8 protein-coding genes are annotated in these 12,613 nt (G+C 42.1%); 6 read left to right on the top strand and 2 right to left on the bottom strand.

The genetic code is table 11. The features are described 5' to 3' along the window. Positions 1-1,171 precede the first annotated feature (1,171 nt). Positions 1,172-2,008 carry a class I SAM-dependent methyltransferase gene (locus MHI01_RS02030; protein WP_076250501.1) on the top strand — a complete coding sequence of 279 codons (837 nt, stop codon included), beginning with the start codon at positions 1,172-1,174 and terminating at the stop codon, positions 2,006-2,008. A gap of 187 nt (positions 2,009-2,195) precedes the next feature. Here MHI01_RS02030 and MHI01_RS02025 read toward each other — a convergent pair whose 3' ends face one another. After that, on the bottom strand, positions 2,196-3,260 hold the full coding sequence (locus MHI01_RS02025; RefSeq protein ID WP_340982400.1) for a GntR family transcriptional regulator: 1,065 nt from the start codon (positions 3,258-3,260) through the stop codon (positions 2,196-2,198). Between the two features lie 261 nt (positions 3,261-3,521). Here MHI01_RS02025 and MHI01_RS02020 point away from each other — a divergent pair, with 261 nt between their 5' ends. From MHI01_RS02020 to MHI01_RS02005, 4 genes are all read left to right on the top strand, one after another. After that, a complete protein-coding gene (locus MHI01_RS02020; protein WP_340982399.1) occupies positions 3,522-4,859 on the top strand; it encodes an ABC transporter substrate-binding protein in 1,338 nt (445 codons plus the stop codon). A gap of 84 nt (positions 4,860-4,943) precedes the next feature. Continuing rightward, a complete protein-coding gene (locus tag MHI01_RS02015) occupies positions 4,944-5,840 on the top strand; it encodes a carbohydrate ABC transporter permease (protein ID WP_340982398.1) in 897 nt (298 codons plus the stop codon). A 31-nt stretch (positions 5,841-5,871) separates the two neighbouring features. Next, positions 5,872-6,690 (top strand): carbohydrate ABC transporter permease, encoded by an 819-nt coding sequence (locus MHI01_RS02010; RefSeq protein WP_405159396.1) that lies wholly within the window; start codon positions 5,872-5,874, stop codon positions 6,688-6,690. A gap of 28 nt (positions 6,691-6,718) precedes the next feature. After that, a complete protein-coding gene (locus MHI01_RS02005) occupies positions 6,719-7,702 on the top strand; it encodes a glycoside hydrolase family 43 protein (RefSeq protein ID WP_340982397.1) in 984 nt (327 codons plus the stop codon). Between the two features lie 860 nt (positions 7,703-8,562). On the opposite strand, the gene MHI01_RS02000 is transcribed toward MHI01_RS02005, so the two are convergent. Then, entirely contained in the window at positions 8,563-9,564 is a 1,002-nt protein-coding gene (locus MHI01_RS02000) for a helix-turn-helix domain-containing protein (RefSeq protein ID WP_036673655.1), read from the bottom strand. Positions 9,565-9,870: 306 nt separating this feature from the next. Between MHI01_RS02000 and MHI01_RS01995 the strand changes: the two genes are divergently transcribed. Beyond that, positions 9,871-12,564 (top strand): glycosyl hydrolase, encoded by a 2,694-nt coding sequence (locus MHI01_RS01995; RefSeq protein WP_340982396.1) that lies wholly within the window; start codon positions 9,871-9,873, stop codon positions 12,562-12,564. The last annotated feature ends 49 nt before the right edge of the window (positions 12,565-12,613 follow it).

The following is a 12,613-nucleotide window of genomic DNA, read 5'->3' as shown; positions in this document are numbered from 1 at the left end:
AATAAAGTCAGCCATCAATTCATGAATGATTTCTTTACTGCTCTTCACTTCAGTGATCAGATCAAAAATAGTCCGATTAACGATTAGATGAGTATCAAAATAAAAAAGCTATATAGAGGAGAGTGGGCTTTAACTCGGGTCAGTAGCGCTACAGGGGAATACTTAACCCATAGAAAGGGATGAAATAGTTGTTTACTTAGATACGTATTGTGTCTTATAATTTCAACAAAGATACATATCGTATCTTAAAAAGTTTGTATCGCACAAGTAATTTAAGGGTGCTCGCATCTTGGTTCCAGTTTTTGTAGATAGCGGGGACGACCGATGGAAACGAAAAAAACGCCTTGGCAGGCACCGGAATTAGAGGTGCTGGATGTGTAGCAAACGATGGCTGGCTATGGATTCAGGCAAATTGATTGGATCGAAGAACATGATGCAGACCTATATGATCCATCGTCTTAATGATCATACTTCAAATTGAAAATCGTATTCTTGCTCAAAAGGTCGCCTGTGGGCGGCTTTTTCGATGCTCAAATGAGGGATAAGAACATGTCCAAATTTCCACTTAGATAACTATCTATGTGGAAAAGTGAGTCTAACGAAGATGTTTTCTTATGCAATAAAGTTAACTTCAATGACATAGTATTGGAGGACTGACGCGGGACAAGAACATTGTACCATTCCAAACCAAGACGACTATGATTTATATTGAGCAGCAGCTAAATAAGGCGTAGCATCAGCCTCCTGTTGATGTAACATTTGTTCGAATACGTTGCGAAATTCGTTACGCCGCTCGACAAACATTGTCCAATTGGGGCCTCCACGAAAAAATGATATCTCCAAAACGGCTTATACAGACAGTTCATAATTATAACGGAACCTGTTCTTTCAAATCCAGTGGTTGAAACACATGTGATGCATCAACGTAAACGGCTCTTCTTTTGTCAGCTTCAAATGGACGGGGGTGAAGGAGTCAAAAAATACTCTTCTCTAAATACGATTGAATTGTGCATGATCAGATTCCCTTCGCTTCGTAAGTCATTTGGAAGGAAGCATTGCTTACGGACAGTATGTCTGTATTTTTCGGCGCATTCAACCATATTTTGGATTCGTTTATTATGTTAAAGAGGTTCTACACCATTTATAGCGTTGTGAGAGGGGAGTGATCATTTTGAATACTTCTAAACAAATGATGTCTCATAATTCCAATGATCGTTTTAGTAAACTTGGAATTTATAGCGTCCAAAGTGTCTTTATTATTCTGTTCTTGCTGTTAACCCCTATCTACTATTTGAACAAATGGGACTTTAAACGTCACAAAAAGCGGAATCCTTTCTACACCAGTAAATTGGTTCGATTGCAAGAGCGTTATCCGATTTTCTACGAATTGGCCATGTACGTTCAAAATTTTCCTATTCCTCGTAATGTTTATAAAGTTTTACCCCCTTTAAAGGGCGATGTTCTTCAGGTGGGCTGTGGTACAGGTTTATTGAACAAGTATCTTCGCAAGCAGAAGGATGTTCGTTTTCTCAACATGGATCCGAATATAAATGCTCTAAAACTTGGAAAGAAGTGGGGAAGGTTTAATTCTTATATCCATGCTTTCATTGATAAACCGACTTCTTTACCTGATCATAGTTGCGATATGATTTTGTTTGCAAGAAGCTTTCATCACATTCGCTATCACAAAAAAGCCTTCATAGAGAGCTGCAGACTGTTACGTGACGGTGGATCTATCATTATTGCGGACCCGGTTGTTCTCAAGTCTCTTTCAGGTTCTGTAACGGACGGTGGTTATATGGCGAACTCTTCGATTGATGGTGTAATTTGGAGATTTACCAAAGAAACATTAATTACTCACATAGAGCGCTGTCTTCCTCCTGAATTAAAGATAGAATCAGTAACCGAAACGAGACAAGTCCATGTAACGAATTATAATTTATTTGTACCTCAGACAGATATCGTAGTGGTACTGCGAAAAAGGGAGGCTGTATACAATGACAACTAAATTTATTTATGGTGTTTGAAATCTGCAGCATTATTCAATGTTTATCCGTTGCTCAGCCAGAAACATGTCTTGCGGATAATATAGGTAAAGGTATCTCTCCACAGAGGTGCCTTTTTTTGTTTTTAGGAACCAAGTCTTGTCCCAAGCTGAAGACAAGATCATTGTGTAGGCTGCAACGTTTGTCGTGTCAAGGGAAGATGAGTTGCACGGGAATAACGGCGTTCTTGGGAGAATAGATATCATCCATTTGTTCACATAACAGCTTTACGGCTGTTCGTGCCATTTCCTGTTCATCCTGCTGCACATAAGCTACGCCTGAAAGATGTGGATTATCAAAAGATAGCAAGTCGATATTTGAGTGAACGTTCAGAAGACTGATAGCGGCGGATGTAAGGCGTGCTGTTTCTTCAGTCAAGGAAAAGGCTGCCGAAATTCCACTGTGGTTCTGCAAGAAGTTGCTTACATAGTCCAATGCTTGCTCGCTGCGTAGAATGTCGAGAGGGATGTGACACCACAAGCTCTTGTCAATCGAGATGCCTTGATCTGTGTATGCCTGCTCGAAGCCGAGCGTGCGATCCTCGACGGCTGTATTGGCATTTTCAGGTGAGATGAGCGCAATCTGCTGATGACTCTTGGATAACAAATGGGATACAGCTTTATACGCACCGCCGTAATTGTCGGATGTAATGGTGTACGTCTCAATGTTGCGCAGATAGCGGTCGATGAACACACACGGGAATTTATCGAGCGACAGACGCAGTAATGATTCGTTATACTTCTCATCTTCTGTTGGAAAAACGATCAACCCCTTCACACCGAGCTCCGTTAGTGTACGAATGACGTTTGATTCGATAGAGGAGGACTCGCGCGTGATGCTTAGTACCATGCTGAGGCAGGCTTCTTGTAGGAAGTGTTCCGTGTAGTCAACGAGCTTCTGAATGACACGGGTTCTCATCGTCGGAATGATGAAGCCGATGAGCGGCATGGAGCACGCGCTGCGTGGGGATGGCGAGAAATTGATGCTAGAAACAACAAGACTAGAAGAGACGAATGAGCCTTTGCCTTGTACGCGTATAATTAATCCTTCGTCAGCTAGTAGGGTTAGGGCGTTCCTGACGGTTATTTTACTTACTCTGAATTCGTCCATTAGTTCTTGTTCAGAAGGAATGCGGTCCGTTGGCCGAAGCTGCCCTGATTTAATTTTCTGTATAATGTTTTCTCGAATTTGTTTGTAGAGCGCCAGCTTTTTCAAAGAGTAGCATCTCCCCATAAACTTTATGATTTTATAATCAATTGGTTATATAAAGCTTATTTCATATATATTATAATACGGCATGTAAAGCGCTTACAATATGGAATCTGAGAAATTGTTGCGAAGGGGTCTTTTCTTTGAAAGGTTAGAATTATGTTAAGGATGGTGGTGCCAAGATGGATTGTAACCGCTTAAATTAACAGAACTAACTAGTCAGCCGACTTTTCAAATGCATAACAAAAAAGAGAGGATGACGAACAAATGAAAAAACGCAGTGCTTTAATCTCCATCGTTACTCTCCTGATTATGTCACTTGTTTTTACTGCATGTGGTAGTCCTTCTGGTTCAAAAACGGAAACACAACAATTAGGCGCTAATGCCGGTGAGAATGCAACAGTATTATCATTTTGGACATTCGCAGATTTGCACGGCAAGCATTTGGATAAAATGCTGGGGTTATGGAACCAACAGAACCCAGACAAACAGATTAAGTTGAATGTAACGGTTATGCCTTACGATGATATGCACAACAAGCTCTTATTGGCAGTTACAAGCGGAAAAGGTGCTCCTGATATCGCGGATATTGAGCTTGGTCAATTCCCTAAATTCTTGGAAGGTGACAACGTTCCCCTGGAATCTTTGAATGATGTATTTGCACCATACAAAGACGCTGTTGTTCCTTCACGTGTCGAGATTTACTCCAAAGCCGATCAGGTTTATGGCTTTGATTATCACGTAGGTGCTACGCTTGCTTTCTACAACACTGAAATTCTCGAAGAAGCAGGTGTTGACTACAAGACAATCAAAACCTGGGAAGATTACAAACAAGCAGGTATCAAGGTTTACGAAAAGACTGGCAAGTACTTAGGTACTGCTGATACATCAGCTTCGTTCCAAGCATCGCTGCTACTAGCTCAGCAAAATTCTGATTTTACAGATGAAAATGGTAATCCAAAAGTGAACTCGCCTGAAATGATTAAAGCGTTTGAAATGTTAGTCGATCTGCAGAAGAACAATGTTATTCATACGATCCCTGGCGGACAACCCGACACAGAAGAAGCAAAAGGCGAATATAACAAAGGCAACTACGCAAGTGCATTAATGCCTGAGTGGTACATGTCCCGCTTTGTAAACGAAATGAAAGACCTTAAAGGTAAGTATGCAATAGCTCCATTGCCTGTATTCGAAGAAGGTAATCCTCGTTCCGTTGGCTTAGGCGGTACTGGCACAGTTGTTACTAAGAATGGTAAAGACGTTCAGTTGGCAAAAGAATTTGTAGCCTTTGCTAAGCTTTCGAAAGAAGCTACTACTGAAATCTGGAATACACTTGGATTTGACCCAATCAACATGGAAGTATGGAAAGATGATGCAGTTACGAAAAACCCTGAAAATGAATACGTCCAATACTTTAAAACAAATGCATTTGATACTTTGAATGAAATCAAGGACGAAATTAGAGCGATAAAGTCCGTTAAAGCTTCACCAACCATCGGCAATATATTCAATACGGTTACTTTGAATGCTATCTTTGAAGATGGCCAAGATGTGAAGGAAGCGTTGGATGAAGCACAAGCAGCAATTGAACAAGAATTGAAATAAATATAATAAGTAAATGATTTGATTAAACCTGTCGGCAGGTACAGTGGTCGGCAGGTTTAACCATAGTCAAGGGAGATTGAGAATATGATAAAGAAATTTGTATACTCTCAAAAAGTTGCACCTTATGTTTTTGTATTGCCATTTATACTCATATTTTTGATATTCTGGTTTTTTCCGCTTGTAAATTCATTCGTAATGAGCTTTCAAGATAGGATGCTGGGACAGGATCCTAAATGGATTGGTGAAGCAAATTATTCGAAATTACTTACTGATAAAGTGTTTTTGACATCTATTAAAAATAGCGTTGTGTACATGTTAGGAACCTTAGTGCTGTTGATTCCTTTTCCCATGTTATTCGCCGTTATGATCAACAGTAAGTTAATGATGGGAAGAGATTTTTTTAAATCTTCTTTCTTTCTCCCTGCATTGACATCTGTCGCAGTTGCGGGTACCATTTTCCGCCTTACATTCGGTGAGATGGAAGGTTCATTAATGAACAGTTTCCTAGGTCTATTTGGTGTAGAGCCTATCAAATTTTTGAAAGACGGAAATTGGAGTATGGCAGCACTGTTAATCCTCGCATGTTGGAGATGGACAGGCGTTAATATGCTTTACTATCTATCGGGTTTGAAAAGCATTGACAATGAATATTATGAGGCTGCTTCAATTGACGGTGCATCTGCTTGGCAGAAGTTTAGAACGATCACAATGCCATTATTGAAGCCGACCACGGTATATGTTACAACAATTAGTGTTTATGCAGGTTTAGCAATGTTTACCGAGAGCCTGATGATGTTCAACGGTAACAAATCACCCCAAAATATTGGCTTAACCATTGTTGGATATCTGTATAGACAAGGGATTGAGCAGAATAAGCTGGGTTACGCAGCTGCAGTTGGTATCGTTCTGTTAATCATTGCTATGGTTATCAATTTAACGCAATTGAAATTTAGTGGAATGTTCAAAAAGGAGGAGGATTAAAGTGGGCAGAAGTCAGACGAGGAGTGATTTCATCTCTAGAATAGTAATTATTTGTTTATTCATTATACTATTCGTTATAATTATGATCCCATTCTACGCAGTGGCCCTATCTTCCTTTAAACCAGGTGAATCATTAGTTAGATATGGTCTTAACCTAAGTTTGGATTTTGAAATCATGAGTTTTGATAATTTCATCTTTCTGTTTACTGGAGAACATGATTATTTTGTGTGGTTTTGGAACAGTATGATTTTAACAATCGTTCAAGTGGTTTTAACACTTTTTGTAAGCGCATTTGTTGCATATGGTTTTGCAACATATCATTTTAAAGGTAAGAACTTCCTCTTTATATGTGTTTTGCTCATTATGATGGTGCCTTTCGAAATACTGCTGGTTCCTTTGTACAGCCTAATTAATGATTTGGGAATGGTGAATAGCTATTCGGCAATCATTCTGCCCGGTATAGCCAATGCCGCGACAATATTTTTCTTCAGGCAATATCTACGAAGCATACCCAAAGAGATTATTCAATCTGGGCGGGTTGATGGTGCAAACGAGTATGCGATTTATTTCAGACTAATTATGCCGATTATGAAGCCATCGTTTGCAGCAATGGCCATATTGAATGGTATGAATAGCTGGAATAATCTATTGTGGCCATTCATGGTGCTCGGAGATCAGAGTAAATATACACTTCCAATCGGTTTGAAAACGTTGTTAACTCCTTATGGCAATAACTATGACTTATTGATCGTGGGCTCCTTCTTCTCCATCATTCCAATTTTCATACTATTCATTGCTTTTCAGAAATATTTCATAGACGGTATGACTGCAGGCGCTGTTAAAGGGTAATCTATATTATGATGAAACAGGTGATAAGATGGAAATCCAACAACGAGCGTCACACGACATTCAACCATTAATTGAACAGAGAGCTGATCCTTTTATTTACAGACATTCGGATGGTTATTATTACTTCGTAGCATCCGTTCCGGAGTATGATCGGATTGAAATCCGTAGAGCCCAGAACCTTGAGAAGCTTGTTACATCAACTCCTGTAGTGATCTGGAGAAAGCGCGAGAATGGTATCCTTAGTGCCAATATTTGGGCACCCGAACTGCATTTTATTGATGACAAATGGTACGTGTATTTCGCTGCCGCACACACGACGGAAACGAATGAAGGCTTGTTCGACCATCGGATGTACGTGCTAGAGAATGAAAATGCCAATCCGCTCGAAGGCAGTTGGATGGAAAGGGGGCAGGTTCGTACCGAATGGGAAAGCTTCGCCCTCGATGCCACTACCTTTGAGCATAATGGCAGCCGTTATTACGTATGGGCACAAAAGGATCCGAACATCGGAGGTAACTCTAATCTGTATATATCTAAAATGAGCAATCCGTGGACGCTGACTGGGTCGCAAACGATGATTTCGATGCCGGAATATGACTGGGAGATCATTGGTTATAAAGTGAACGAAGGCGCGGCATTTCTTCGCAAGGGTAATCGGGTATTCCTCTCTTACTCGGCTAGCGCCACCGATTTCAATTATTGCATGGGCTTACTTGAAGCCGATGCGGATGCTGATTTGCTCGATGCCACCTCATGGCGTAAGTCGCAAATAGCGGTTCTCTCGACAGATGAGAGCATCTCAATGTATGGTCCCGGTCATAATTCCTTCACGGTGTCAGAGGACGACGAAGAGACACTATTTGTGTTTCACGCAAGAACGTACAAGAACATTATAGGAGATCCGCTGTACGATCCGAATCGCCATACATTTGTGACAGCGCTTTTGTGGACGGCTGACGGCAGACCCGATTTCCGCGGTTCTGTTGCAGCACTTGCACGTTCTTTACAATGATCGAGTGTCCCAACAAGGTTGGTTGATGGATTTGAGTTCGTTTATCCAACTTGCCAAAGAGAGACAGTTAGAACATCGAAGGCACCCTACTGGGTGCCTTCGATTTCGCTCTACAGATAATACGCCGAACCGTATCATAAGGGCAGGATAGTTTAACAAACAAGTCGAAGAGTTGAGTGGGACTAACCTTGCTTAAAGAGGAAAGAGATAACGTTAAATTATAAAAATGTTGTTCACAATTAAATTAACCATGAATTAACCAAAAGTGAGGAAAAAATACTTGTGATAATTTTGGGTTTTATCGAACAATGGCTTTAAGTAATGATGTTGATGTTCGAAATGTTGTAAGTGTATCAGTTATGGCTCGGTTAGGCGACGATACAACAGTTCTGACTAACGACTTGAAATATCTAGGGGAACAAACAAATGTATTGTCTAAAGAAATTGAGGCGAGTTATGGAAGAAGCTGCAATCTAAAGATTCGGGAAACGATAGCTCAATAAAACCGAGGATAGGGCAGGTTATAATCAAACTGCTTAGCGACTTTTTTTATTGTCGAGGGACAAGAACATTGTTCCATTGGAGTCGCTATTATAGCGGCTTTTTTTGTTTTAAGGAACCAAGTTCTTGTCCCAAGCTAAGGACAAGAACTTGGTTCCTTTGCCGAAAAAGACAAGAACATTGTGGCATTTCGGATTAGGTATTCATCTAAATATTACTGCGAGGGAACTCATGTAGCGACATAAAAGCCTGGGAGTAAGTATTTTTGTTTTTTTGCTGACAATATTGGTTGAACTATAAACATTTCACTGAGCCCGAGAGGGAAGCCATAACAGATGCAAAGGGTTCTTTATTCACTATCATTCCATTATTCTGGCAGCATGTTGTTCCCGATATTGCTGAGGCGTAATGCCGAAGTGATCCTGAAATTTTTTGTAAAAGAAGCTCAAGTTGCTGTGCCCCGTACTGCTGGCAATATCATAAATCGGGCGATTAGTATTGGCGAGCAAGAACGCGCAGTAGTTGAATTTTTCACTCTGAACCAGATCCTTGAAGGTCTGACCGGTTGTTTTTTTGATCAAGGTGGACAAATAGTTGGCATTGAAGTTGAAATGCTCCGCGGTGGATGTGAGGGTGCAGTCCATATAATGATTCTCAATATATTTCAAAATTTCAATGATCGTCACCTTGTTCTGCGTCAGTGTGCGAGGACGATTCGTGTCGTACTGGAACACACGCAGCAGTTCGTAGAAGATCAGCAGCATATAGGAATCCATCATCTCGGATGAGCCGAGTGACGGGTCATAAAATTCACAGAGCAGTTGTCTCATCAGGATAGGAATGTTGGTGTTATTCTCGGAATGAAAAATAATGTACCGGTTATGATTCTTACGATCTGAGATGGCATTCGCCAGAAAGTGAGACAGAATGCCATTGTTGGCCAGTTTGCTCAGGAAAGAAGAGGAAAAGTAACGCTTACGAATCAGAATATTAATAATCACATCTTCTTCCGTTGTGGACAGAATGGCGTGGGGAATGCCTGTATCTACAATACAGATCTGTCCGCCCTTTAGCGTGACCTTTTTTCCATTGATGATCTGGGTGCACTGACCGGAATATACGAAGCTGAGCTCAATAAAAGTGTGAATATGTAGCGGAACCTCGGCAAACCGTGTGTGCTTGGAAATGGTGATGTTGTCTTTCTCTCCAATCATGTCCGCAAAAACATAAACTTTCTGTCCTTCATGATCTACTCTCTTCAATGAATCGTAGGTAGCAGAGTGTGCAGAAGGATGAGCCTGATAATGCAGATCCCTATCCGTAAGCTTACGAAGCTTTGCATCCAATTGGTCGTGATTCATGCTCACTGCCTCCAGTCGGCTGAAGTTTGTAGTAACCTTAACATCTGAATTTATGACAGTCAATATGTACTGTTTTGATATTTCGGTCTTCATTTGAAAGCGCTATATTAAAAGTGTGAAGTGATTAAACATCTTTGTTTATATTTATATTGGTCTGTTTACGATTGATTAATGGATTTTAATGTATTGATTTATGTTTTGGTTCATATGGGATTTTCTTTATATAATATGTAATTTTGACACTTAATTGATAGGAGAGAGCATAAACAACGAAGTTGTCTGTCTAGCAGAAGGGAAGGGTTTTTGATGAGAAAGATGACCGAGGTGTTGGAAAACCGGGAGAACAATTATATTTTGCCTTTCTTCTGGCAGCATGGTGAAGAAGAACTTGTACTGCGTGAACATATGCAGATTATTGATGAGAGTGGCATCAAGGCGGTTTGCGTGGAATCCCGCCCGCATCCGGATTTTGTAGGGCCCCAATGGTGGACAGATCTGGATATCATCATGGATGAGGCGCGTAACCGGAAGATGAAAGTGTGGATTCTGGATGATTCTCATTTTCCTACAGGATATGCCGCTGGCAGAATCAAGACGGATTATCCCCAGTACCAGAAGCAGTTTCTGAAAATACATCAACAGGATTTCGTCGGACCCCAGCTTCAGGCGGGAATTCTGGTGAAATGGGCGCTGCAACGACCCGGCCAGAGAGGTATTAGTGTTGGAGTGGAGCAAGTAAAGTCGGATCATGAGGGAGAACAAAAGCAAGTCTTCTCGGCTAAAGATCGGATTGTTGGTGTAGTTGCCGCTCGCAAAACGGGACCTGATGAGATTGATCCCGATTCCCTGGTTGATCTGACCTCACAATTACATGAAGGAACGGTGCAATGGGATCTGCCTGAGGGGCGTTGGAGAATCTTTACGCTGGTTCTTACCTATGATGGAGGGGAAAAAGCAACCGAAGGATATCTGAATCCAATTGTGCCCGAAGCCACACAGGTGCTGATTGATACGGTGTACGAGGCACATTATGATCGATACAAAGATGATTTTGGATCGACACTGGCTGGATTTTTCTCGGATGAGCCAAGGTTTGGCAATGTAAAAGGACCACTGGCTTCCATCGGACGCCTAGATATGATTCTTCCGTGGTGTGAAGATTTGCAGGACATGTTAAAGCAGGAAGGATCCGACGATGATGTTATTCGTTCACTCCCCTTGTTGTGGGCGAATGCAGGTGTGAAAGGACAAGAGATGCGCTATCGCTACATGGATCTGATCACTCGATTATACGCAGAACATTTCACGGACAGATTGGGAGAGTGGTGTCGCGCCCATGGTGTAGAGTACATTGGGCATGTCATTGAAGACAATAACGCTCATGCAAGACTCGGTTATGGTACAGGGCATTTCTATCGCAGTCTGTGGGGGCAGGATATGTCCGGCATTGACGTGGTGCTTCATCAGATTCTGCCAGGCATGGATGATGGCTATTACAAATCATTCACATCCACTGGATGGGACGGTGAGTTCTTCCATTATGGAATGGCGAAGATGGGAACCTCACTCGGACACCTGGACCCTAAGAAGCACGGTCGTACCATGTGTGAAGTGTACGGTGCATATGGGTTCGGAGAAGGGCTGAAACTGATGAAATGGCTAACGGACCACATGCTGGTACGGGGTGTGAACCATTTTGTGCCACATGCATTTTCGCCGAAAAAGTATCCTGATCCAGATTGTCCACCTCATCTATACGCGAACGGATATGATCCGCAGTATCGGTATCTGCCAATACTAGCTTACTACATGAACAGAGTAAGTCATCTGTTATCGGATGGTGTGCATGTTGCACCGGCAGCCATTCTGTATCATGCAGAAGCGGAGTGGGCTGGAGTGTATATGTTGTTCCAGAAGCCCGCGAGAGAGCTTACGCAGAACCAGATAGATTTTGACATCGTTCCATCGGAACTGGTGATCTCGGCGCAGGTGAAAGACGGAAAACTCCAGATGAACCGTGAACAGTTCCCTGCCCTGATTATTCCTTATGCCGAAGCGCTACCGAGTCAATTAATTGCTCAACTGGTTGCCTATGCCGAAGCGGGTTTACAGGTCTATTTCGTGGATGGACTTCCTGCTCGAAGCAGTGAAGGAGAGGATTGCACGAGCGAGTTGTCAGATCTGAAGAAGCATAAATCTGTGAGTATTGTTGCACTAGATGAACTGGCGACGCGCCTGCGGAGTGACCATGTGTATGAGATCACCGTTTCGGAATACCAGCCCTACCTGCGTTATTACCACTACCGTCATAACGACGGTGAGGTATATATGTTCTTCAATGAAGATCCGGCAAAAGCGATTGAGACCACGATTACCGTTCCGGCTTTGAAAGGCGTGGATGAGATGTACATCTATAATGCTTTTGCGAATACACTCTCACCACTTCACACCAGGATGTATGGAAACAAGCAATCATTCTCCTTGAGGCTCGAAAAATATGAATCTGTGTTGATTGTGCAGGGGACTGCACTGAGTGAGGAGATCGCGGAAGTCTCAACTGCACATTGTTCATACACCAACCTACACGAGATTACAGGAGAGTGGAAGCTCTCCTTGGCAACGGCTAAGCAATACCCGGAATTCTCTGCATATGGGACATGTGCTGAACTTACTTCACTTGCCGTACCGACGATGTTACCCGAGTTCTCGGGGACCGTGCGATATGAAATAGAGTTCGATATGCACGAAGTACCGGCAGCAGCGCGGCTGGTCATTCATGAACCGTACGAAGTAGCTCAAGTGTGGCTGAATGGGCATGATATCGGAACGCGAATCTGTCCGCCTTATGCGTACGAAGCAAGCGGATATTTAGAACCAAAGGGCAACAGACTTGTGATTGAAGTGACGAATACGCTTGTAAAAGAACAGCAAGATTTCCTGTCCCAGTTCCTGATTCAGGAACCGACAGGTATTGTAGGTAATGTCTATTTAGAGTACTGAGAATAGATATGGAATGCACATTGAATGCACACGAGCTTATTTGTTCATT

It is taken from the genome of Paenibacillus sp. FSL M7-0656, from assembly GCF_038003225.1.
GTDB lineage: Bacteria > Bacillota > Bacilli > Paenibacillales > Paenibacillaceae > Paenibacillus > Paenibacillus amylolyticus.
Note: the sequence above shows the minus strand (reverse complement) of the source record. Positions and strands in the feature narration are given on the sequence as shown.

Excerpts from the sequence above, each read along its gene's own strand:
- MHI01_RS02005 (WP_340982397.1), top strand. The coding sequence starts at position 6,719 with ATGGAAATCCAACAACGAGCGTCACACGACATTCAACCATTAATTGAA.
- MHI01_RS02015 (WP_340982398.1), top strand. The coding sequence starts at position 4,944 with ATGATAAAGAAATTTGTATACTCTCAAAAAGTTGCACCTTATGTTTTT.
- MHI01_RS02000 (WP_036673655.1), bottom strand. The coding sequence starts at position 9,564 with ATGAATCACGACCAATTGGATGCAAAGCTTCGTAAGCTTACGGATAGG.
- MHI01_RS02020 (WP_340982399.1), top strand. The coding sequence starts at position 3,522 with ATGAAAAAACGCAGTGCTTTAATCTCCATCGTTACTCTCCTGATTATG.
- MHI01_RS01995 (WP_340982396.1), top strand. The coding sequence starts at position 9,871 with ATGAGAAAGATGACCGAGGTGTTGGAAAACCGGGAGAACAATTATATT.